The sequence below is a fragment of the Arthrobacter sp. KBS0702 genome (assembly GCF_005937985.2).
In the GTDB taxonomy this organism is placed as follows: Bacteria; Actinomycetota; Actinomycetes; order Actinomycetales; family Micrococcaceae; genus Arthrobacter.
In genome coordinates this window covers 1-21,972 of record NZ_CP042172.1, presented here as the reverse complement: position 1 = coordinate 21,972, position 21,972 = coordinate 1, and the positions used below count along the sequence as shown (strand labels likewise).

Genomic DNA, 21,972 nt, shown 5'->3' with positions numbered 1-21,972 from the left:
GCATCGTGTCCACTTCACCCCGCACTCCATCGCACCGGGAGGACAGCAGCCCGGTGACAAGCCAACGCGTCCTCAGCGGGCGCTATGAGCTGGGTGAGCTGATCGGTCGCGGCGGTATGGCCGACGTCTTCCGCGGGATCGACACCAGGCTGGGTCGGACCGTTGCCATCAAGCTGCTCCGCCCGGATCTTGCCCGGGACCCACAGTTCCAGGCCCGGTTCAAGCGCGAAGCCCAGGCCGTCGCCGCGCTGAACCACCCGTCGATCGTGGCAGTCTTCGACACCGGGGACCATGCCGTCCCCGGCGGCCACGACGACACCGTGCGTGTGCCGTACATCGTAATGGAGTACGTTGCCGGCAAGACCATCCGGGACCTGATCCGGGCCAAGGAAGTCACCATCGACCAAGCCATCGACTTCAGCCTCGGTGTGCTCTCGGCCCTCGATTACAGCCACAAGGCCGGCATCGTCCACCGGGACATCAAACCGGCCAACGTGATGTTCTGCCCGGACTCCAACAGCGTCAAAGTGATGGACTTTGGGATTGCCCGCGCCATGGCGGATTCCTCTGCGACCATGACCCAGACGCAGGCGGTAGTGGGCACGGCCCAATATCTGTCCCCCGAGCAGGCCCGGGGCGAAACGGTCGACGCACGGAGCGACCTGTATTCGGCGGGCTGCCTGCTCTACGAAATGCTGACCGGTCGGCCGCCGTTCATCGGCGACAGCCCCGTGTCGGTGGCCTACCAGCACGTGCGCGAAATCCCGGAACCCGCCAGCAGCCTCAATCCAGACGTTTCCGAAGCCCTGGACAGTGTGCTGGCCAAGGCACTGCAAAAAAACCGGGCCGACCGTTTCCAGGACGCCGCGGCCTTCCGGCGCGCCCTCCGGGCGGCCCGCAGCGGTGTCGCCGTGGCGGCGCTGCCGCGCAGCGAAAGCCCCACCGATCCGAACAACACGGTCGCACCCAGGGACCAGGTGCCGCCCACGGCCGCTTTCTCACTGACCGGCGCCGCATTCCTCGATGACACCGCCGCCGGCATACCGCCCGCGCACCTCCCGGACAGCGACGAGCCGCTCGCCGCAACAGCCGGCAGCCACTCGCTGCCGGACACCGGGAGCCTGCCGCTGAGCCTCCCGGCCGAGCGCGAACCCAGCGGCCAGCAGAAGTCCCGCCGGCGGACGTGGATGGCCACACTCGTGATCTTCACGCTGCTGGTCCTGGCGGGCGGCGGCCTGTGGCTCTACAACATGGTCAACCAGCAGCCGCCGCCGGTGGCAAAGGTGGACGTCCCCACGGTGGCCTCCCTGACCGAATCCGAGGCTTTGCAGAAGCTCTACAACGCCGGCCTTAAGCCCCAGCTGAGCCGGGTCCAGCATGAGACGGTTCCCAAGGGAACCGCCGTCGGGACGGTGCCCTCCGCCGGGAGTTCACTGGAACGAAATTCCGAGATCACGCTCAAGATCTCCGAGGGCCCCAGCGTCATCACGATCCCGGCGGACCTGCCCGGCCGGACCGAGGCGGACGCCAGGGACGTGCTGCGCAGGACCGGTCTGACGGGGGCGCCGAAAACCACGCTGAACAACAGCCCCAACGTGGCGGCCGGCGTCGTCATCACCACCAACCCCGCACCCGGCCAGAACGTGGCTGTGGGGAGCACGGTGGAAATCATCGTCTCCACCGGCAAGGTGGCGGTGCCTCAACTAGTCGGGCTGACGCAGGCGGAGGCTGAGACGGCACTGAAGAACGTCGGCTTGGTTCCCAGCATCAGGGAAGTGGAAAACACCCAGGTTGCGGCGGGCAAGGTGACCGGGCAGAGCGATCTTGCGGATGCGCCGGTCGAACAAGGCAAGACGATCACCATCACCGTGGCCAAAGCTCCGCCGCCCCCGCCGGTGCCATCCCCCACGCCGTCGTCGACCAAGACCAATTCCAAGGACAGCGTCGGCAACCTGCTCGGCAGCTTTGCCACTCCCTAGGGCGCGCCCCGGCGCCGTCCGGGAGGCTGACGCCTCAGGGCCAGACGCGGGTCAGTGCTGGATGAGCGGGCTCAAGGCGGAGGCCCGAGCGGCGGCGCCTGCCATGCCGAGCGACTCAAGCCAGTTGCCAAGCATCAGGTAGCCGCCCTCGGTCAGCACCGATTCAGGGTGGAACTGAACCCCGCACAGCGGTGCCGTGCGGTGCTGCAAGCCCATTACGACGCCGCTTCCCGTCTCCGCGGTGATCTCCAGAACCTCGGGGATGCTTTCCCGGACGGCGGCGAGCGAGTGGTAGCGCGTCGCGGTGAAGGGCGAGGGGAGGCCGGCGAAGACACTGCTCCCGTGGTGCTCCACGAGCGACGTCTTGCCGTGCATCAATTCGGGCGCGTGGGTGACCCGGCCGCCGTAAGCCTCCGCCAGCGCCTGGTGCCCCAGGCAGACACCCAGCATCGGCTTGTTATGGCTGCCGCACCACTTAATCAGTTCGATGCACACCCCGGCCTCAGCCGGCGCGCCGGGCCCGGGGGAAATCAGCACGCCGTCGCGTGCTTCGGCCATCTCAATCGCCTCGGCCAGCGTCACGTCGTCGTTGCGGACCACCGTGGTCTCCGCGCCAAGCTCCTGGAGATAGCCGACCAGGGTGTAGACAAAGCTGTCGTAGTTGTCTACGACCAGGATCTTCGTTGTGCTCATGGGTGCCTTGCTGTGCCAATCGTCGAGTCAGTGGACGGGCTGGATTGCGCCGTCCAAGGGAACAGGAACTAAACCATCAATACCAGTACCCGAGCCGGCAATACCAGCGCCGGCGCAACCGCCGGCCGCACTGCTTCCGGCAGCACCGGCGCGGTTCCCTGCGCGACGCGGGCGTGGCCTGAACTACAGCTAGAATTGGCTGCGATCAGGATTCCAAACCCGACCAAGAGCGTGATGCCCGCCGGATATTCCTCCTTGCAGGATATCAAGCGGCGTCATCCGCTCTTCGTCCAGCCCGTCAAGGAGGACCCGTGCCAGAGTCGAAGCCGCGAAAGAGGACTGCCCGCGTGGCGCAGCAGACTTCCGCGACGCAGGCCTACAAGCCGAATCCCGTCTGGTTCAAGCCGGTGATGTTCGGCCTGATGATCATCGGACTGCTGTGGATCATCACCTACTACATCAGCGAAGGCGCCTTCCCGGTCAAGGACTGGGCCTCGTGGAACATCGTCGCCGGCTTCGGCATCGCCATCGTGGGCTTCCTCATGACCACGCGCTGGCGTTCCTGATTCAGTTCTCCCCGTTCGCAGCAGGCCGGCACACCCGAGTGCCGGCCTGCTGCGTTAAGCGCAACCCTCCCCGGTTGAACCGGCGATAATGCTGGTAGGCAACTCTCCAGCGAAGGATTTCCACATGACCCCGGACGTTACTGGCTGCATCATTGGCGAGGACGGACTGGCCCGGCCCGCCTGGGCAGCCGCCGACCCCCTGCTGCGCGACTACTACGACAGCGAATGGGGCCTCCCGGTGCGGGACGAACAGGGGCTGTACGAACGCATCAGCCTCGAGGCGTTCCAGGCGGGGCTGTCCTGGGCAACGATCCTGCGCAAGCGGCCCGCCTTCCGCGCCGCCTTCGCGGACTTCCAACCGGAGACCGTGGCAGCCTTCACCGACGACGACGTGGAGCGGCTCATGCAGGACGCGGGCATTGTGCGTAACAGGCTCAAGATCCGCGCAGCCATCACCAATGCCCGGGCCACCCTCGACCTCAGGCACGACGGCGGGCTTGTGGACTTTGTCTGGGCCTACCGGCCCGACGCCACCCCGGAACCCACTGCCCTGGACCAGATCCCCACCAGCTCACCCGAGTCCACCGCCCTGTCCAAGGCGCTGCGGAAGCGCGGCTTCGTGTTTGTGGGACCCACCACGATGTACGCCCTGATGGAGGCCATCGGGATGGTCGACACCCACCTGCTGGACAGCCACCGCCGGGGCACGTCGGGCGTCTGGGCCGGGTAAGGCCGCCGGCACAGCGGGCCGCCAGCTGCACAGCTGTGCACAAGTTAACTGAAGTTATCCACAACTTGTTGATGACCGGCGCGGCCGTCCCCAGTGGCACAGTACCCTCCGGCGGCGCCGTTCCGCACCCAGATCCGGGACCGCGACGCCGACATCCTCCCGAATGACAGCCCTGTAAGTTATTAACAATGTGGATTGTCTGTGGATAACCCCGCGCGCCGCCCACGGTTGCATGGTGTAGGCGGTTTTCGGGGGTGCTGCGTCCCGCGGCCGCGAGGCACGCGCCGTTGATCGGAGGCGGCAGCGGCCGCCGGGTTATCCACTTAACAACAGCCTTATACCCACAAGTTATCCACAGCTGGGGATAACTGGGTGCTGGCCGTTCCCCGGTGGCTGCGGCAAAGCCCGGAATGGCGCGTTTTCCACGACGAAACTCAGAGGATCAAGTTATTAACAATGTGAACAACCCTGTGAATAACGACCTATAAATCAGATAAATAGACCCCCGTGCCGCAATCGCCGTCGCTTAGCCCCGTATGGCGCGCAGGGCCGGGAGTGCCTGGACGAGTGTTTCCGGGCCCGACGGCTGCCGGCGGGAGCAGGGACAGGTCGCGGAGGGGAAGGCCGCCCGGGATGAGGGCGATGGCGGGTCCGCACGCAGAGTCCGCGGGTCACGCGTCGTCGAGCGAAGGTTGTCCACTTAACCACAGGCGGTCCCCAGAAAGTTATACACAGGTGTGGAGAGTGGCGGGTGAGCTGCGCGGGATTTGCCAGCTGTGGCGGTCAGATCCGGCATCATGGGCTGAACTACAGGCATGTAAGTTACCAACAATGTGGATAACCCCTGTGGACAAGTTCGACGGGAGACGGCGCGCCTGGCACAGGGTGCAGGGGTTCCGGAAAAGCGCGGCGGTTTCGGACCAGCGCATCCCGGACCCCGGCCGCGTCCGTCCGGAACCGCTGCGGAAATCGGGAACGGTGGCGGGAAGCCGACAGCCCGGTGCGCAGGCTAGGCAGGGAGCGCGGTGGCGGCGACGCGCAGGGCAGTGGCCGCAATGAGCAGGCACACCACCAGGACCAGACCGGCGGCCTGCAGGAGTCCCCGGCGCGGCCCACGCGGCGCGTAGGCGATCACGGCGGCGCACAACGCGCCGGTGATCAGGCCGCCGAGGTGGGCCTGCCAGGCGATCTGCGGGACCACAAAGCCGATGACACCGTTGATGGCGATCAGGACCCAGAGCTGCCTGGTGTCACCGCCGCGGTGGCGCTGGACCACGAGCATTGCGCCGAAGAGCCCGAAGATGGCGCCGGAGGCGCCGACGACGCCGGTGAGGGGCTGGCCCGGAATGTACGCCGGCGTCAGCAGGAGATAGCCGACGGAGCCGCCCACGGCGGACAGCAGGTACAGGGCCAGGAAGCGGATGCGCCCGAGGAGGGGTTCCAGCACCTGGCCAAACATCCACAGCATGTACATGTTCAGCACGATGTGGAGGATAAAGCCTTGGGAATGAAGGAAGGCCGACGTGAGCATACGCCAGGGCTCGAAGGCTCCATACTCCGGGGTGGCGTACACGGTGGCGAAGGCGAAGTTCTGGTAGATCCCGTCATTGGGAACTATCCACTGCAGCACGTACAGCACGGCACAGGCCGCGATGATCCCGATGGTAACGAGCGGCCTGCCGACGGCGGCAGCCCCGCCGTAAACCGAGCGGGGCGTCGGTGTCGTACGTTTGGTTTCGTTGACACAGTCAACGCATTGGAATCCGACGGCGGCCGCCCGCTGGCAGTCGGGGCACGCAGGGCGCCCGCACCGCTGGCACCGCACATAGGCGGGGCGGTCCGGGTGCCGGGGGCACACCGGGATCTCCGCGGACGGCTCTGCCGCCGGAATTCCGTAGCTCATGGCCTGTGGCTAGAGCTGTTCGATGTCAATGCTGTTGATAACGACATCCTCCACCGGGCGGTCGCCCATGCCGGTGCGGACACCCTCAATGGCGTCCACGACCTTCTTGGATTCCTCGTCCGCCACCTCACCGAAGATGCTGTGCTTGCCCTGCAGCCAGCCGGTCGGGACGGTGGTGATGAAGAACTGCGATCCGTTGGTGCCGCGGCCCATCTGGATGCCGGCGTTGGCCATGGCGAGCTTGTAGGGCTCGTTGAAGGTCAGTTCCGGGTGGATTTCGTCGTCGAACTTGTAGCCCGGTCCGCCGATGCCGCGGCCCAACGGGTCTCCGGCCTGGATCATGAAGTCCTTGATGATGCGGTGGAAGATGGTGCCGTCGTAGAGCGGCGTACCGGTTTTGTCCTCGCCGGATTCCGGGTGGGTCCAGGCTTTCTCCCCGGTCGCCAGGCCGACGAAGTTGTCGACGGTCTTCGGCGCGTGGTTGCCGAAGAGGTTGACGACGATGTCGCCGAGGCTCGTGTGGATAGTGGCTTTTGCGGTTGCGTTGGCAGTCATAGGCCCTATTCTTCCACGGCAGGTGGAGACGTACAGGGCCGTGCAGCCAGTTCCGCGCTGGGTGAAATCGCGCCGAAATCCGGCCTAAGAATAGCCGGTGGGGTCACGGCCACGTAGGCTAACTGCAGAACCGTCACATTAATCGGGAGGTAGTTGTGAAGAAAACGGATCGTATTGCCCGTGAGCTGGAGCACTCAGTCAGCAACGCGGTAGAGAACGCCAAGGACTGGGCAGCACCGCGGGTTGAGGCTGCAGTCGACTGGGCTGTTCCCCGTCTGCAGCAGGGCCTGGACACCGCTTCTCCCAAGATCCAGGAGGGCCTGAAGTCGGCGGCCCACAACCTGGCCGACGGCGTTGCCACCGTGACCCCCCGGATCCAGGACGGCCTGGCCCAGCTGGCGCCCAAGATCCACGACGCCGTCGACAGCGCCACCCCCCGGCTGCATGAAGCCCTGGACAAGGCCACCCCGGTGATCGCCAACGCCCGCGACCGCGTCGTCGTGGAGTACCTGCCCCGGCTCTCCGACCAGATCGGCCACGCCTCCGACGCCGTGCACCGCACCCTCGAGGGCGCACCCGCCCACGTGGACGCCGTGGCACAGCGACTGGTCGACTCCGGTGTTGTCCACAACATCCAGGAGCAGGCACAGACCGCCGGGCAGCAGATCAAGGCCGCGGCAGCCGAAGCCAGCCGTGCCGTCAGCGGTGAACTCGCGAAGCCGCAGAAGCCCAAGCACCGCGGCTTCCTCATCTTCGGCGTCATCGCCGCGGCGGTCGCCGCCGGCGTCGCTGCTTGGAAGGCCTCCAAGCCGATCGAGGACCCGTGGAAGACCCCGGCTCCCGTCACGCCCGCGACTCCGGCGCCGGTCCCTGCCACCACGGTGAACGACGTGAAGGAAGCTGCCAAGGACACCGCCGACGACGCTGCTGCCGCAACCGTTGCCGCCGCCGATAAGGCTGCCGAGGCCTCGGCCGACGCCGCCGACGACGTGGCTGCCAAGTCCGGGGACTCCTCCGCGAAGGCCGCCACTGACGCCAAGACCGCGGTACGGAACATCGCTTCGAGCCTGAACGGCGAAAACAAGGCGAAGTAGACCGTCCGCCGGGCGGCTCACGAACGGGCCGCCGTTCGGCGCCAGCAACCAGGGAGGGATTCCGCCACCGGCGGGGTCCCTCCCTGTGGTTTGCCCGCTCCCGCGCCTGCCCGTTCCCTCGCCAGCCAGTTCCCGCGCCTGTCCCTACCCGCGTCGCGGAGCCCGTCGACGGCTGTCGGAAACGCCGCAGGTGCTAAATTTGGGGGGATGTCACCCGAAAAATCCTCTGCGGATACCCTGCGCGATGCTGAGCCGCCTCCGGCGGTCTCCATCGTCATCCCCGCGTACAACGAGGAAAGCGTCATTCGGCAGTGCCTGATTGCCGCCGTTTACCAGTCGGTCCCGGCGCACGAGATCATCGTGGTGGACAACATGTCCAAAGACCGCACCGCGGACATCGTGCGGCAGATGCAGTTGGAATATCCGGAGAGCCCAATCATCCTGCTCAGCCAGGACAAGGACCAAGGCCTGATTCCGACGCGGAACTTCGGACTGGACCACGCCACCGGTGATGTCCTGGGCAGGATTGACGCAGATTCCGTCCTCGAGCCGGACTGGGTGGAGCAGGTCCAGCAGGCCTTCGCAGACCCGGCCGTGCATGCTGCAACCGGTCCCGTGGTCTACTACGACATGCCGATGCGCCGTTTCGGGCTAAAGGCCGACGACAAAATGCGCCAGCTCATGCTCAAGCTGGCCAAGCACCAGTATCACTTTCTCTTCGGCTCCAACATGGCCCTGCGCCGCTCCGCCTGGGAGACGATTCGCCTGGAGACCTGCCGGGATGAGAAGGACGAGATGCACGAGGACATCGACCTCTCCCTGCACCTCGCCGACCACGAACTTCGAATCCAGTACTGGCCCCAGATGGTGTCCGGCATGTCCGCCCGCCGCCTCGAGGACTCGCCCCGCGACTACCGCTACTACGTCACGCGGTTCGACCGTACGTACAAGGCGCACAACGTCAAGAAGATGGCGCTGAAAGCACCGATGGTCGTCTTCTTCTCGGTCTACTTCCCGGCCAAGCTGCTGCGCGCCATCCACACCGTCAACACCACCCAGCCGGCCCGGCGCGGCGGCCAGTAGCCCCTGCCGGCCCCGCCCGCCGTCGTCAGTCCGTTCCCAGCTCCGCGAGGCGGGCGGCGCTGCGCCGCACCGCACGGGAGCGTCGCTGGCCCATCACGACGACGGCGAGTCCCACAAGGATCATCCCCAGTCCGGCGTAGGTGCCTGCCGGGAGGGTCTCACCCAGGAACGCCGCCGCCAGCAGGGCCGCCCCCGGGATCTCCAGCAGGATAATCATCGAGACCAGCAACGGGCTCATGGTGGCCAGCAGGTGGTTGAACGCGGTGTGGCCCACCAGCTGGGCGCAGACCGTGATCGCCAGGATGCCGAGCCAGCCGGTCGCTTCGAAGCCGGCCAGCGGCTGCCCTGCGGCGATAGCCATGGCAGCGACGACGGCGGCGCACATTCCGTAGCAGAGCGTGGTGTAGACGCCGGTGCCCATGGTCTGCCGGGCCTTGCCCCCGGCCAGCGTATAGATGCCTGCCAGCACGCCGCCGGCGACCGCGAGCAGGTCACCGGCCAGGGCCTCGGGCGAGCTGCCCATGTCGAAGCCGGTAATGGCCACCACGCCGCCGAAGGCGAGGCCGAGGCCGGCCAGGACCTGCCAGCGGTGACGGACGCCGCGGAAGAGCTGGAACACGGCGATCCAGCCCGATTGCAGGCAGACCAGGGCGGTGGCGGCGGCCACCGAGGTCAGTTGCAGCGAGGTGATGAAGCAGGCGAAGTGCAAGGCCAGCGCGACCGCTGCGGCGAGTGACCAGCGGAACTCGCTGCCCGTGACCCGGCCGAACTGGCGGGGCTGCCGCACCAGCACGGGCCCGGCCATGACCGCAGCCCCGATCGCGTTGCGCCAGAACGCGATCGCGAGGGCGCTGACGGAGGTGGCGCCGAGGGTGGCGGCGATCAAGGGGCCGGACGAGGCGACGCCCAGCACACCCAGGGCAGCGAGGAAGAAGTTCACGCCTCAACAGTAGTGGCCCGGCGGGGGCGCCACCGTCCCGGGCCATCCCGTTACGCCTGGGACCGTCCGGTACAACGCAAAAGGCCCCGGCCAGCGTTTCCGCTGACCGGGACCCTTTCCTATGGTGGAGGCACGGGGACTCGAACCCCGAACCCCCTGCTTGCAAAGCAGGTGCGCTACCAATTGCGCCATGCCCCCATAAGAAGCAACCCGTCAATCATACCCCCGTGCCGGAGAGCTGCTTCCAGCTTCCCTGCCGGGGATCCGGGCTAATCAACCGTATCGGTCGATTCGCTCCAGACTGCCTTCCGGGCTTCGGATTCCTGCACTTTCCTGTAGAGCAGGACGCCTGCGATCGTAGCTGCAACTACCAGCAACTTCTTCACATGCACCCCGTTCCGGTCCAGTTTGACGTGGACCTTTACAGGAACCAGTACAGGTTCCGTGGGCGTACCAGGACTTGAACCTGGGACCTCTTCGTTATCAGCGAAGCGCTCTAACCGCCTGAGCTATACGCCCCGATGCCTCATCGGGCCGAGATATGACTTTACAGCACATCCCGGCCCGATCTCAAATCGAGGCATTTCCCCGGGTGTTCTCCGGGAAAAGTACGGGTTTTAGTCGTCCGTCAGGGTGACGCCGATGCCGCCCACGAGGGTGGCCGCGATGTTGTACAGCACTGCCGACAGCATCGACAGGGCGGTCAGCAGAACCACGTTGATCACGGCGATGATCACTGCGAAAGAGGCAACCTGTCCGAGGGAGGCGACCTTCTTCAGTTCGAAACCGCCGCTTTCGGATCCGGCCAGGGTTCCGAGCAGGCCGTCGACCTGGTCAAAGATGCCGGTCAGGTCCAGGACGGTCCAGAGCACGATCGCGGCGACGACGGTCACGATGCCGAGCGCCACGGAGAGCAGGAAGGCCATCTTGAGCACTGACCAGGGGTCCACTTTGCTGATCAGCAGGCGTGCGCGGCGGACCTTGGCCTTCGGAGCCGGCTTGACGAGGCCCGGCTGGCCGGGACGCTGTCCCGCGGCTTCAGGACGCTGTCCCGGGACCGCCGGGCGCTGGCCGGGAGCGGCGGGACGCTGGCCGGAGCCGACGACGGCCGGGCGCTGCTGGGGTCGCGACGGCGCGCTTACCCGCGGGGCGGCAGCCGGCGGACGCATGCCGCCGGGGCCGCTGCTCGACTTGGGATATGAGTCGGAATTACTCACGCGTTACCTCCGGTGTTGTCTTCGTCCAGCTCGGCATGGCCTGATGACTCATCTGACTCCGGGGCCGGTACTGATTCTGTCTCTGCGGACCCCTCGTGTGATCCGGTTTCTCCAGCCAACGTTACGTCATCCTGCTCCGTGGCCGGACGTTCAGCGCCGCTTTCGGGGTCAGTTTCCTCGGTCTCGAGGCCGCGTTCGCTGTTCCGGGCCACCGCGATGATGCGGTCGTTCTTATCCGGCTTGGCAAAGATCACGCCCATGGTGTCGCGTCCCTTGGCCGGAACGCCGGCGACCGAGGAGCGGACCACCTTGCCGCCTTCCATGACGACCAGGACCTCGTCTTCCTCTTGGACGATCAGGGCACCGACAAGGTGGCCGCGTTCTTCCTGGTATTTGCCGACCTTGATGCCGAGACCGCCACGGCCCTGGAGGCGGTATTCCTCCACCGCGGTGCGCTTGGCGAAGCCGCCTTCGGTGACAATGAAGACGAACGAGCCGTCCTGTACGACGTCGGCCGCCAGCAGTTCGTCATCCTCGCGGAACTTCATGCCGGTCACGCCGGAGGTTGCCCGGCCCATCGGGCGCAGGGCTTCATCCGTGGCGGTGAAGCGGATTGACTGGCCCTTGCGGGAGACCAGCATTAGGTCGTCGGTTTCGGACACCAGCTGCGCGGAGACGAGTTCATCGCCGTCGCGCAGGTTGATCGCGATCACGCCGGCGGAGCGGTTGGTGTCGTAGTCCTCCAGGCGCGTCTTCTTGACCAGGCCGCGCTTGGTGGCGAGCACCAGGTACGGGGCGTGCTGGTAGTCGAGCAGGTCCAGTACCTGGGCGATGTGCTCGTCCGGCTGGAAGGCCAGCAGGTTCGCGACGTGCTGGCCCTTGGCGTCACGGGCCGCCTCGACCAGTTCGTACGCCTTGGCGCGGTAGACCCGGCCCAGGTTGGTGAAGAACAGCAGCCAGTGGTGCGTCGTGGTCACGAAGAAGTGCTCGACGACGTCGTCGCCGCGCAGCTGCGCGCCCTTGATGCCCTTGCCGCCGCGCTGCTGGGAGCGGTAGTTGTCGCTGCGGGTGCGCTTGACGTAGCCGCCGCGGGTGATCGTGACGACCATTTCCTCTTCGGGGATCAGGTCCTCGATCGACATGTCGCCGTCGTAGCCCATCAGCACCTTGGTGCGGCGGTCGTCGCCGTGCTTGGCGACAATCTCGCCGAGTTCGGTGCTGATGATCTCGCGCTGGCGCTCCTCGGAGGCCAGGATCGCGTTGTACTCGGTGATCATCGCTTCGAGTTCGGCATGCTTGTCCTGGATCTTCTGGCGTTCCAGGGCGGCCAGGCGGCGCAGCTGCATGTCCAGGATGGCCACAGCCTGGACCTCATCGATGTCCAGCAGCTCCATCAGGCCGTCCCGGGCGGCCTGGGTGGTAGTCGAGGCCCGGATCAGGGCAATAACTTCGTCGAGGGCATCAAGGGCCTTCAGCAGGGCGCGCAGGATGTGCGCTTCCTCCTCGGCCTTGCGCAGGCGGTAACGGGTCCGCCGGGCGATGACGTCCATCTGGTGCGTAACCCAGTGCCGGATGAACGCATCGAGGCTGAGCGTGCGCGGCACGCCGTCCACGATGGCCAGCATGTTGGCGGCGAAGTTGTCCTGCAGCTGGGTGTGCTTGTAGAGGTTGTTCAGCACCACCTTGGCCACTGCGTCGCGCTTGAGCACAATCACCAGGCGCTGGCCGGTGCGGCCCGAGGTCTCGTCGCGGAGGTCGGCGATGCCGGAGATCTTGCCGTCCTTGACGAGTTCGGCGATTTTGATGGCCAGGTTGTCCGGGTTGGCCTGGTACGGCAACTCGGTGACCACGAGGCAGGTGCGGCCCTGGAGTTCCTCCACGTTGACCACCGCGCGCATGGTGATCGAACCGCGGCCCGTGCGGTACGCGTCCTCGATGCCCTTGTGGCCCAGGATGGTGGCGCCGGTCGGGAAGTCGGGCCCCTTGATGCGCTGGATGAGCTCTTCGAGCAGCTCTTCGCGGCTCGCGGTCGGGTTGGCCAGGTACCACTGCACGCCGTCGGCGACCTCGCGGAGGTTGTGCGGCGGAATGTTGGTGGCCATACCGACGGCGATGCCGGAGGAGCCGTTCACCAGCAGGTTCGGGAACCGCGCCGGCAGGATGGTCGGTTCCTGGTTCTTGCCGTCGTAGTTGTCCTGGAAATCGACGGTTTCCTCGTCGATGTCGCGGACCATTTCCATCGCCAGCGGGGCCATCTTGGTTTCGGTGTACCGCGGCGCGGCGGCGCCGTCGTTGCCGGGCGAGCCGAAGTTGCCCTGTCCCAGCGCCAGCGGGTAGCGCATGGTCCAGTCCTGGATCAGGCGGACCAAGGCGTCGTAGATCGCGGTATCTCCGTGCGGGTGGTACTGGCCCATGACTTCGCCGACCACGCGGGCGCACTTATTGAAGGAGCGCTCCGGGCGGTAGCCACCGTCGAACATCGCGTACAGCACACGGCGGTGCACGGGCTTGAGGCCGTCGCGGACGTCCGGAAGCGCGCGGCCCACGATCACGGCCATGGCGTAGTCGAGGTACGAGCGCTGCATTTCGGTCTGCAGGTCGACCTGCTCGACGCGGTCCGTCAGCACATCGGTATCAAGAACGTTGCCTTCGAGCACGGGCTCCGCACCGGCGGCGGGGACTTCGGGTGTTTCGTCACTCATCGTCTATATTTTCCGTTTCAGGTATATATCGGTTCTGGAATATGCAGGGCCGTGGCCGCTAGATATCGAGGAACCGAACGTCCTTGGCGTTCTGCTGAATGAAGTTTCGGCGGGATTCGACGTCTTCGCCCATCAGGACGGAGAAGGTCTGGTCCGCTGCCAGGGCATCGTCCATAGTGACCTGCAGGAGGGTGCGGTGCTCCGGGTCCATGGTGGTGTCCCAGAGTTCCGTGTAGTCCATCTCGCCGAGGCCCTTGTAACGCTGGATGCCGTTGTCCTTGGGAATACGGCGGCCGGCGGCCTGGCCGGAGACCAGCTTCGCATCGCGTTCCCGGTCGCTGTAGACGTAGTCGTGCGGGGCGTTGGACCACTTGATCCGGTACAGCGGCGGCTGGGCGAGGTAGACGAAGCCGTTCTCGATCAGCGGGCGCATGTAGCGGAACAGCAGGGTCATCAGCAGCGTGGTGATGTGCTGGCCGTCGACGTCGGCGTCGGCCATCAGGACGATCTTGTGGTACCGCAGCTTGGCGAGATCGAAGTCCTCGCCGATGCCGGTGCCGAAGGCGGTGATCATGGACTGGACCTCTGCGTTGCCGAGCGCCTTGTCCAGCCGGGCGCGCTCGACGTTGAGGATCTTGCCGCGCAGCGGCAGGATGGCCTGGGTTTCGGGGTTGCGTCCGCGCTTGGCCGAACCGCCGGCGGAGTCACCCTCCACGAGGTACACCTCGCACTTGGCAGGATCCTTGGAGGAGCAATCGGACAGCTTGCCGGGCATGCCGAAGGACTCCAGCGGGCTCTTCCGGCGCGCGTTGTCGCGGGCCTTGCGCGCAGCCATCCGGGCCTGGGCCGCGGAGATGGCCTTGCGGATGACGTCGCGGGCCGGGCCGGGATTGCGTTCCAGCCAGTCGCCGAGGCCGTCGGTGACCACGCGCTGGACAAAACCCTTGACCTCGGAGTTGCCGAGCTTGGTCTTGGTCTGGCCCTCGAACTGCGGCTCGGAGAGCTTGACCGAAATAACCGCGGTCAGGCCTTCCCGGATGTCGTCGCCCGTGAGGTTGTCGTCTTTTTCCTTGATGATGCTCTTCTCCCGCGCATAGCGGTTGATGAGCGAGGTCATCGCGGCGCGGAAACCCTCTTCGTGGGTGCCGCCCTCGTGGGTGTTGATGGTGTTGGCGTAGGTGTGGACGCTCTCGGAGTATGCGTTGGTCCACTGCATCGCCATTTCCAGGGCGATGTGCCGTTCCGTGTCCTCGGTTTCGAAAGCAATAACGTCTTCGTGGACGACGTCGACCTTCTTCCCCGAGTTGAGGTGCTTCACGTAGTCCAGCAGGCCGTCGTCGTACTGGTAGACCACGGTGTGGAACTCGGCGGGGACTTCGCCTTCGGTCTCAACGGCGTCGAGGTCAAGATCCGCGTCCTCGGACGGTTCAGCGGCGGCGCGGCGCTCGTCCGTCAGTGTGATGCGCAGGCCCTTGTTGAGGAAGGCCATCTGCTGGAAGCGGGCGCGCAGGGTTTCGAAATCGAATTCCACGCTCTCGAAGATGGTGGGGTCCGGGTAGAACGTCTGGGTGGTGCCGGTCTCGGTGGTTTCCTCGCCCTTGACCAGGCCGCCCTGCGGTTTGCCGCCGTCGGCGAAGGACATCCGCCAGACGTGGCCCTGCCGGCGGACCTCGGTGTCGACGCGGCTGGAAAGCGCGTTGACCACGGAAATACCAACGCCGTGCAGTCCGCCGGAGACGGCGTACCCGCCGCCGCCGAACTTGCCGCCGGCGTGCAGGATAGTCATGACGACTTCAACCGTCGGCTTGTGCTCGGTGGGGTGCATGTCCACCGGGATGCCGCGGCCGTTGTCGACCACCTTGACGCCGCCGTCGGCCGTCAGGACGATCTCGATGTGCGTGCAGTAGCCGGCCAGCGCTTCGTCAACCGAGTTGTCCACGACTTCATAGACGAGGTGGTGCAGGCCGCGGGGTCCGGTGGAGCCGATATACATGCCCGGGCGTTTCCGGACAGCTTCCAGGCCCTCAAGCACCGTGATGTCGCTGGCACCGTATTCGCGCGGCGTCGCCGCCTCCGCGGGTGTGTCCGCCGGAGCGCCTCCCGCCGCTGGTTCCGTTGCCGGGATATCTGCATTGTCGTTAGCCACAGGCGCTTTCGACTCCTCTATGTTTGTTGAAGGCCGGCCGTCGCCGTCTCCCAAGAGGAACGGCCACCGCCAACAGGCACGTCACTGACGGCACCGGCGGCATCGCTTGCGAGTTCCTGTCTCCGCACACAAAAAGTGCGTCGGAAACGGACTCAGTCGACGTTTCACCGGCGCCCAGTTATCTATCACGATTCTACCGTGTTATAGGGCGGAAACCCGCATTCTAGAGGCCCAAACGGCGGGCAAAGTGCCGCTGGGAGGCCGTTGACTCCACCTGCAAGGCTCCAGGGGTGCTCCGGCTGGGTTCCTATACACCTCCGGGGCGTTAGAGCGCCCTACACGGCGTTTGCGCATTTTTCAATAGTTTTGGAAGAAGTGCTTCATACCGGGCAGCAGCAGCCGGCGTCTACCCGTATGTGTCGCGCGGGCCGCGGCCGTTGACCGTCCGCGCCCCCTTGCGCCAACTCGGTGCCGCGGGACCCGCCACCTGGATGCTGGTCACGACGCCCTCGCCGAGTTCATTGCGGAACTTCTCCAGCAGGCTCAGGCTCAGCAGGCGCAGCTGGGTGGCCCACGCAGTCGAATCGCAGCGCACATGCAGCGTCGTATCGGTGAAACTCTCCGGTGTGCAGTGCGCGGAAATCTCGGGGCCCACCAGGGCCGGCCACTGGGCCATCACGGATCCGACCGCCACCGGCGAGCTCCAGCCGCGTTCGGCCACCAGCCGTCCCACCACCTTGCCGAGCCCCAGCGGGTCGCGGCCGGTGCCGTGGAACTGGGCGAATCCGCGGGTTCCGGCGCTGCGGGCCGGTTTCTGAGTGCTTCCGGGGCGGGGCGGCGCCTTCCGGCGGATTTCACCCCGTGCGGCCGCCGCGTCCCGCATCCGGTTCAAGGCGGCTTGGGCGGCGTCGATGTCATCCGGGTCGCGGCCCGGCTGCAGGCCGCCGTCGGTATCCTTATTCATCGTCTGTCACTCATGGTTTGTCCGGCTCATCGAGTCCTCCCGGAATGACCTTCACCCGCCGTCCGGCGAGTTCGGCCGGGATGTCGTCCTCGACGGCGGCGGTCACCAGGACCTGCTCCGCGCCGGAGACTATTGACGCCAGTTTACGCCGCCGTTGGACGTCCAGCTCGGCAAAGACATCGTCCAGGATCAGGATGGGCGCCGACCCGCCGGTGCGCGCATCGTCCAGCATGACGTAGTAGGCGGCCAGCCGCAGGGCCAGGCACATGGACCAGGTTTCCCCATGCGAGGCGTACCCCTTGGCCGGGGCCTGGCCCAAGACCAGTTCCAGTTCATCCCGGTGCGGCCCCACCAGGGAAATGCCGCGTTCCAGTTCCTTGCGTCGGGAAGCCGCGAAGGCCCGGACATAACGTTCGGTGAGCTCGTCGACGCTCAGCGGGCGAAGGTCTTCCATCCCATCGGCCGGGACGGCGCCAGAGGATGCGGCAGTAACCTCGCCGTCGTCGTCAAACGCCCCCTGCAGGGTGGAACGATAGATTGCGCCGGCGGCTTTGGACCCGTCGGTGAGCTGGGCGTAGGCGCTATTGAGGTGGGGCTGCAGCCGTTCGACCAGCTCCAACCGCGCGTGCAGGAGTTCGGCCCCGGCCCTGGCCATGTGTTGGTCCCAGACATCAAGGGTGGCTTCATGGCCGGCGGTGAATTTGCCCGTCCGGCCCGATTTCAGCAGGGCATTGCGTTGTTTCAGCACCCGGTCGTAGTCGCTGCGGGTGGCAGCGTGCCGCGGGACCAGGCTGACAAGCAGTTCATCCAGGAAGCGGCGCCGGTTCGACGGGTCACCCTTGACCAGGGCGAGGTCCTCCGGGGCAAAGAGCACCGTCTGACAGATGCCCAGGATGTCCCTGGCACGGACCGGGTTGCTTCGGTTGATCCGCGCACGGTTCGCCCGGCCGGCGTTGATTTCCAGTTCCAGCACGGTGGACTGGTCACCGCGGACCAGTTTGGCCCGGATCATGGCCCGTTCGGTACCGAAGCGCAACAGCGGGGCATCGGTACTGACCCGGTGCGAGCTCAGCGTGGCGAGGTAGCCGATCGCTTCCATCAGATTGGTCTTGCCGATTCCGTTGGAACCGACGAGCACGGTGACCCCCGGTTCCAGGCTGAGGTCCACCTGGGCGTAACTGCGGAAATCTGTCAGCGAAAGTTGTTCTAGGTACACGCCGGTTTCAGGACTCCAGGAATTACTTGGCCGGCCGGGTGGCGTGGCCACCGAACTGGTGGCGCAGCGCGGACACCATCTTCATCGCCGGCGAGCTGTCTTCGCGGGAGGAGAAGCGCGCAAAAAGGGCCGCGGTGATGGCCGGTGCCGGCACGGCATTGGCGATCGCTTCCTCGACGGTCCAGCGGCCTTCGCCGGAATCTTCGACGTAGTCGTCGATGGATTCCAGCCCGGGATCCTCATCCAGGGCCTTGACCATCAGGTCCAACAGCCAAGAGCGCACGACCGTGCCCTTCTGCCAGGCCCGGAAGGTTCCCGGCAGATCGGAGACGATGTCCTTTGCGGCGAGGAGTTCATAGCCTTCCGCGTAAGCCTGCATCAGGCCGTATTCGATGCCGTTGTGCACCATCTTGGCGTAGTGTCCGGCACCCACACCGCCCACATGGACGAAGCTGTCCGCACGCTCACCTTCCGGCCGGAGCGCATCAAAGACCGGGAGTGCCCGTTCGATGTCGGCCGCGTCGCCGCCGGCCATCAGTCCGTAGCCGTTCTGGAGACCCCAGACGCCACCGGAAACGCCGCAGTCGGCGAAGTGGATACCCAGTTCAGCCAGCGCGGCGGCGTGCTTTTGATCTTCGGTGAACCGCGAGTTCCCGCCGTCAATCACGAGGTCGCCGGCGTCGAGCTTGCTGCCGAGTTCGGTGATCACGGCGTCGGTGATGTCGCCGGCGGGGACCATAACCCAGATCACCCGGGGCACCGGAACCGCGGCGATCAGCTCGTCGATGCTGGCGACGTCGGTAACGTCCGGGTTGCGGTCGAAGCCGGTGACTTCGACCCCGCCCTTGCGCAGGCGTTCGCGCATGTTGAAACCCATTTTTCCAAGGCCGATCAGTCCGATGTGCACGGTGTGAACTCTTTTCTGCGCTGGGGTTTCGGGTGTCGTTTTGGGGCCCAGGACGACAACGGCCTGGGCCCACGCCGCCAGGGTTCCCTGGCCAAGCTTGCGAGGCGAGGCGAGGGTGGCGGTGGGGACTAGTTGGGCAGGCGGACCGGCATGACCAGGTAACGGTAGTCGCCCTGGTCTTCGCCGTCGGCGTCCTGTTGGGCGGTGATCATCGCCGGCTTCGGAGCCGTGGTGAAGGAGAACCGGACGAACTTGGTCTCGATCACGCTGAGGCCCTCGATGAGGTAGTGCGGGTTGAAGGCAACCGTGATGTCCTCACCGGTGAGCTGGGCTTCAAGCTCTTCCGAGGCCTGGGCGTCCTCGCCGGTGCCGGCATCGAGGTGCAGTTGACCCTGGGTGAACGCGAGCCGGACCGGGGTGTTCCGTTCGGCCACCAGCGAGACACGGCGAACGGCTTCGACCAGTTCCTGGGTCTGCACGGTGGCGTGGATCGGGGTGGAGTCCGGGAACAGCGAGCGGATCTTCGGGTAGTCGCCGTCGACCAGGAGGGACGTCGTGGTGCGGCCGCCGCTCTCGAAGCCGATCAGCCGGCTGTCGTCGTCGGCGAGGGCGAGGTTGATGTCGCCACTGCCGCCGAGGGTCTTGGCTACTTCGTTCAGGGTCTTTGCTTTGACCAGGGCGCTCGTGGAGATTCCGGGGGTGGCGGGTTTCCACGGGACTTCGCGCATGGCCAGCCGGTAGCGGTCGGTGGCCAGCAGCGTGATGAGGTCGTCTTCGATTTCCATCCGGACGCCGGTCAGGATGGGCAGGGTGTCGTCCTTGCTGGCCGCGATGATTACCTGCGAAACGGCCTGGGCGAACGAATCACCCGGCACCGTGCCGCTGATGGGCGGAAGTGCGGGCAGCGGCGGGTATTCCGCCTCCGGCATGGTGGCCAGGTGGAAGCTGCTTCGGCGGCAGCTCAGCGTGACTTTGTTGCCGTCGGTCTCGATGTCCACGGGTGCGGACGGGAGGCTGCGGCAGATGTCGGCCAGCAGACGGCCGGAAACCAGGATGGTGCCTTCGGTGCTGATGTCGGCAGGAATTTCCAGGCGGGCCGAGGTCTCGTAGTCAAAGCTCGAGAGGCTCACGGTGCCGGCTTCGGCCTTGAGGAGCAGACCGGAAAGCACTGGAACGGGCGGCCGCGGAGACAACGACCGGGCGGCCCAGGTCACGGCTTCGGCCAGGACGTCCCGCTCGACTCTGAACTTCACGGAAGGGTGCCGCCTTTCATTGCTGCTGACATCGCTAGGAATCATCACTAAAAATCGGCACTAAAAGTCCTAGTGCCATGGCGGTTCCGGACGTCGTGCCGGAGCCGCCAAAAAGCTAAGTGCATGCACCCCGGAGGCCCGTCACCCGGCCCCGGTTCCGGGAAGCGAATGACAAGAGCGTGTCCGGGACGGACGCACTGCAGACAGCTTAGCCCCAAGAACCGAGTTCTCCCATCCCCGGGTTACACCACTGTGGTTCTCGGCCGTGGTTCAGCACGGCCTTGGGCCGGCCGGTGGAGGGTCGAGAAGAAACTGTTGTTTGAGGGAATTTCATTTTCTTGGGATTAGTAGTGTTAATAACTGCTGTGGAAACTGTGGATAACTCGATCTCGCGGTGCAGTTCCGCGGTTAAGGCCTGTTCACGGACTGTGGGTGGAGCAGGTTTTAAACAGGGTGTGGATGGGGACAACATTTTGGGCCGTTTCGCCGATCCACAGGCGCCTTAAGGGTTTTAAGCCCATTAACCGCGGTTGTCCCCTTAACTATCCACAGGGTTGTCCACAGCACACTGTTAATAAGGTATGAGTGCGCGGCGCGGGAGCTTAGGAATTGCGCTGCTGCTGCTTGATGCGGTTAGTCAGTTCGGTGACCTGGTTGTAGATCACGCGGCGCTCCGCCATGAGCTCGCGGATCTTCCGGTCGGCGTGGATCACCGTGGTGTGGTCCCGGCCGCCAAGTTCCTGGCCGATTTTGGGCAGGGACATGTCCGTGAGCTCCCGGCACAGGTACATGGCGATCTGCCTCGCGGTGACCAGCGTCCGGGTCCGGGACTTGCTGCAGAGTTCCTCCATGCTGAGCTTGAAGTAGTCGGCAGTCTGGGTGAGGATCTGCGCCGAGGTGATCTCCTGGGCGCCGTCGTCGGTGATCAGGTCCTTGAGCACCATCTCGGCCAGGGCCACATCCACCGGCTGCCGGTTCAGGCTCGCGAAGGCCGTGACACGGATCAGCGCACCCTCGAGCTCGCGGATGTTGCTGGAGATCTTCGACGCGATGTACTCCAGGGCGTCGTCGGGGGCGGAGAGGCCTTCGCTCAGGGCTTTCTTGCGAAGGATCGCGATGCGGGTTTCCAGTTCCGGCGGCTGGATGTCCGTCAGCAGGCCCCACTCGAAGCGCGACTTCATGCGGTCCTCGAAGCCGGCAAGCAGCTTGGGCGGCTGGTCGGAGGTGATGACGACCTGCTTGTTGTTGTTGTGCAGGGCGTTGAAGGTGTGGAAGAACTCCTCGAGCGTCCGGTCCTTGCCCGCGAGGAACTGGATGTCATCGATCAGCAGGACATCGACATTGCGGTAGGTGGTTTTGAAGCTTGTGCCTTCATCGTCGCGGATCGAGTTGATGAAGTCGTTGGTGAATTCCTCGGAGTTCACGTAGCGGACCCGAATGCCGCTGTAGAGCCGGCGGGCGTAGTGACCGATCGCGTGCAGCAGGTGGGTCTTGCCCAGGCCGGAGTCGCCGTAGATGAACAGCGGGTTGTAGGCCTTGGCGGGGGCCTCGGCGACAGCGACGGCGGCCGCGTGCGCAAAGCGGTTGGAGGAACCGATCACGAACGTGTCAAAAACGTACTTCGGGTTGAGGCGGCCGAATTCGTGGGAAGTGCTCGGCAGCATCGGCTGGGGCTTCAGCTCCACCAAGGGGTCGGCCACCAGGGACAGCTCGTCGGTGGGTTCCGGTTCCACGTGCAGCGGCACCAGCTCGGTGTCGACGTCGATCGCGCAGCGGATCTCGTCGGAAAAGACATCGCGCAGTGCGTCGTCGAGGGCTTCCTTGACCTGGGTCTGCAGGACCTCACGGGTGAGCTCATTGGGAACGGCCACCAGCAGGGTGGATCCGATCAGGCCCTGCGCCTGGGCGAGGATCACGAAGCCGCGCTGCCGGGGGGTGACCCGGTGGTCGTTCTCCAGGAGGCTGACCACCCGCCGCCAGGAACTTCCGACGGTGTTCGCGTGGTTGGCTTCGTCTACCGTCAT

At 65.6% G+C, this 21,972-nt stretch carries 18 protein-coding genes and 2 tRNA genes; 5 read left to right on the top strand and 15 right to left on the bottom strand.

The window, feature by feature from the left end; genetic code table 11:
* Positions 1 to 5: 5 nt before the first annotated feature.
* A complete protein-coding gene (pknB, locus tag FFF93_RS00095; protein ID WP_138767890.1) occupies positions 6 to 1,979 on the top strand; it encodes a Stk1 family PASTA domain-containing Ser/Thr kinase in 1,974 nt (657 codons plus the stop codon).
* A 51-nt stretch (positions 1,980 to 2,030) separates the two neighbouring features.
* Here the strand turns inward: pknB and FFF93_RS00090 are convergent, their stop codons facing one another.
* Positions 2,031 to 2,672: an aminodeoxychorismate/anthranilate synthase component II gene (locus FFF93_RS00090; protein ID WP_138767891.1), complete on the bottom strand. Its 642-nt coding sequence runs from the start codon at positions 2,670 to 2,672 to the stop codon at positions 2,031 to 2,033.
* A gap of 311 nt (positions 2,673 to 2,983) precedes the next feature.
* Here FFF93_RS00090 and FFF93_RS00085 point away from each other — a divergent pair, with 311 nt between their 5' ends.
* Positions 2,984 to 3,238 (top strand): cell division protein CrgA, encoded by a 255-nt coding sequence (locus tag FFF93_RS00085; RefSeq protein WP_138767892.1) that lies wholly within the window; start codon positions 2,984 to 2,986, stop codon positions 3,236 to 3,238.
* A gap of 124 nt (positions 3,239 to 3,362) precedes the next feature.
* The gene (locus FFF93_RS00080) at positions 3,363 to 3,968 is read left to right on the top strand and encodes a DNA-3-methyladenine glycosylase I (protein WP_138767893.1); all 606 of its coding nucleotides are present in this window, start codon (positions 3,363 to 3,365) and stop codon (positions 3,966 to 3,968) included.
* Positions 3,969 to 4,977: 1,009 nt separating this feature from the next.
* Here FFF93_RS00080 and FFF93_RS00075 read toward each other — a convergent pair.
* Positions 4,978 to 5,871 carry a rhomboid family intramembrane serine protease gene (locus FFF93_RS00075; protein ID WP_138767894.1) on the bottom strand — a complete coding sequence of 298 codons (894 nt, stop codon included), beginning with the start codon at positions 5,869 to 5,871 and terminating at the stop codon, positions 4,978 to 4,980.
* 9 nt (positions 5,872 to 5,880) lie between these two features.
* Positions 5,881 to 6,426: a peptidylprolyl isomerase gene (locus tag FFF93_RS00070; protein WP_138767895.1), complete on the bottom strand. Its 546-nt coding sequence runs from the start codon at positions 6,424 to 6,426 to the stop codon at positions 5,881 to 5,883.
* A 155-nt stretch (positions 6,427 to 6,581) separates the two neighbouring features.
* On the opposite strand from FFF93_RS00070, the gene FFF93_RS00065 reads away from it, so the two are divergent.
* Positions 6,582 to 7,520: a hypothetical protein gene (locus FFF93_RS00065; RefSeq protein WP_138767896.1), complete on the top strand. Its 939-nt coding sequence runs from the start codon at positions 6,582 to 6,584 to the stop codon at positions 7,518 to 7,520.
* A 207-nt stretch (positions 7,521 to 7,727) separates the two neighbouring features.
* Complete coding sequence (locus tag FFF93_RS00060; protein ID WP_138767897.1) at positions 7,728 to 8,603, top strand: glycosyltransferase family 2 protein; 876 nt, start codon at positions 7,728 to 7,730, stop codon at positions 8,601 to 8,603.
* Between the two features lie 25 nt (positions 8,604 to 8,628).
* On the opposite strand, the gene FFF93_RS00055 is transcribed toward FFF93_RS00060, so the two are convergent.
* The 12 genes from FFF93_RS00055 to dnaA all read right to left on the bottom strand — a co-directional run bounded on the left by FFF93_RS00055 (position 8,629) and on the right by dnaA (position 21,972).
* Positions 8,629 to 9,543, bottom strand: coding sequence for a DMT family transporter (locus FFF93_RS00055; protein ID WP_138767898.1), 915 nt, complete (start codon positions 9,541 to 9,543; stop codon positions 8,629 to 8,631).
* 122 nt (positions 9,544 to 9,665) lie between these two features.
* Positions 9,666 to 9,741 (bottom strand) — tRNA-Ala (locus FFF93_RS00050).
* Between the two features lie 71 nt (positions 9,742 to 9,812).
* Positions 9,813 to 9,929, bottom strand: coding sequence for a DLW-39 family protein (locus tag FFF93_RS17010; RefSeq protein ID WP_222424636.1), 117 nt, complete (start codon positions 9,927 to 9,929; stop codon positions 9,813 to 9,815).
* 59 nt (positions 9,930 to 9,988) lie between these two features.
* Positions 9,989 to 10,062, bottom strand: a tRNA-Ile gene (locus FFF93_RS00045).
* A gap of 98 nt (positions 10,063 to 10,160) precedes the next feature.
* Positions 10,161 to 10,760, bottom strand: a complete 600-nt coding sequence (locus tag FFF93_RS00040) for a DUF3566 domain-containing protein (protein ID WP_138767899.1) — start codon at positions 10,758 to 10,760, stop codon at positions 10,161 to 10,163.
* Positions 10,757 to 13,462 carry a DNA gyrase subunit A gene (gene gyrA / locus FFF93_RS00035; RefSeq protein WP_138767900.1) on the bottom strand — a complete coding sequence of 902 codons (2,706 nt, stop codon included), beginning with the start codon at positions 13,460 to 13,462 and terminating at the stop codon, positions 10,757 to 10,759. Before gyrA ends, FFF93_RS00040 begins: the two co-directional genes overlap by 4 nt.
* Before the next feature lie 58 nt (positions 13,463 to 13,520).
* The gene (gene gyrB, locus FFF93_RS00030; RefSeq protein WP_138767901.1) at positions 13,521 to 15,608 is read right to left on the bottom strand and encodes a DNA topoisomerase (ATP-hydrolyzing) subunit B; all 2,088 of its coding nucleotides are present in this window, start codon (positions 15,606 to 15,608) and stop codon (positions 13,521 to 13,523) included.
* 406 nt (positions 15,609 to 16,014) lie between these two features.
* Positions 16,015 to 16,572, bottom strand: a complete 558-nt coding sequence (locus FFF93_RS00025; protein WP_138767902.1) for a DUF721 domain-containing protein — start codon at positions 16,570 to 16,572, stop codon at positions 16,015 to 16,017.
* Between the two features lie 10 nt (positions 16,573 to 16,582).
* Positions 16,583 to 17,788, bottom strand: a complete 1,206-nt coding sequence (gene recF / locus FFF93_RS00020) for a DNA replication/repair protein RecF (RefSeq protein ID WP_138767903.1) — start codon at positions 17,786 to 17,788, stop codon at positions 16,583 to 16,585.
* A 22-nt stretch (positions 17,789 to 17,810) separates the two neighbouring features.
* Positions 17,811 to 18,695 carry a phosphogluconate dehydrogenase (NAD(+)-dependent, decarboxylating) gene (gene gnd, locus FFF93_RS00015; RefSeq protein WP_138767904.1) on the bottom strand — a complete coding sequence of 295 codons (885 nt, stop codon included), beginning with the start codon at positions 18,693 to 18,695 and terminating at the stop codon, positions 17,811 to 17,813.
* Between the two features lie 128 nt (positions 18,696 to 18,823).
* Positions 18,824 to 19,948 carry a DNA polymerase III subunit beta gene (gene dnaN / locus FFF93_RS00010; protein WP_138767905.1) on the bottom strand — a complete coding sequence of 375 codons (1,125 nt, stop codon included), beginning with the start codon at positions 19,946 to 19,948 and terminating at the stop codon, positions 18,824 to 18,826.
* A 602-nt stretch (positions 19,949 to 20,550) separates the two neighbouring features.
* The gene (gene dnaA / locus FFF93_RS00005; protein ID WP_138767906.1) at positions 20,551 to 21,972 is read right to left on the bottom strand and encodes a chromosomal replication initiator protein DnaA; all 1,422 of its coding nucleotides are present in this window, start codon (positions 21,970 to 21,972) and stop codon (positions 20,551 to 20,553) included.

What these genes read in the sequence shown, in the direction of transcription:
- FFF93_RS00070 (WP_138767895.1), bottom strand. Translation starts at nt 6,426, where the DNA reads ATGACTGCCAACGCAACCGCAAAAGCCACTATCCACACGAGCCTCGGC.
- gyrA (WP_138767900.1), bottom strand. Translation starts at nt 13,462, where the DNA reads ATGAGTGACGAAACACCCGAAGTCCCCGCCGCCGGTGCGGAGCCCGTG.
- FFF93_RS00025 (WP_138767902.1), bottom strand. Translation starts at nt 16,572, where the DNA reads ATGAATAAGGATACCGACGGCGGCCTGCAGCCGGGCCGCGACCCGGAT.
- dnaA (WP_138767906.1), bottom strand. Translation starts at nt 21,972, where the DNA reads ATGACGGTAGACGAAGCCAACCACGCGAACACCGTCGGAAGTTCCTGG.
- FFF93_RS00080 (WP_138767893.1), top strand. Translation starts at nt 3,363, where the DNA reads ATGACCCCGGACGTTACTGGCTGCATCATTGGCGAGGACGGACTGGCC.
- FFF93_RS00090 (WP_138767891.1), bottom strand. Translation starts at nt 2,672, where the DNA reads ATGAGCACAACGAAGATCCTGGTCGTAGACAACTACGACAGCTTTGTC.
- FFF93_RS00075 (WP_138767894.1), bottom strand. Translation starts at nt 5,871, where the DNA reads ATGAGCTACGGAATTCCGGCGGCAGAGCCGTCCGCGGAGATCCCGGTG.
- FFF93_RS00060 (WP_138767897.1), top strand. Translation starts at nt 7,728, where the DNA reads ATGTCACCCGAAAAATCCTCTGCGGATACCCTGCGCGATGCTGAGCCG.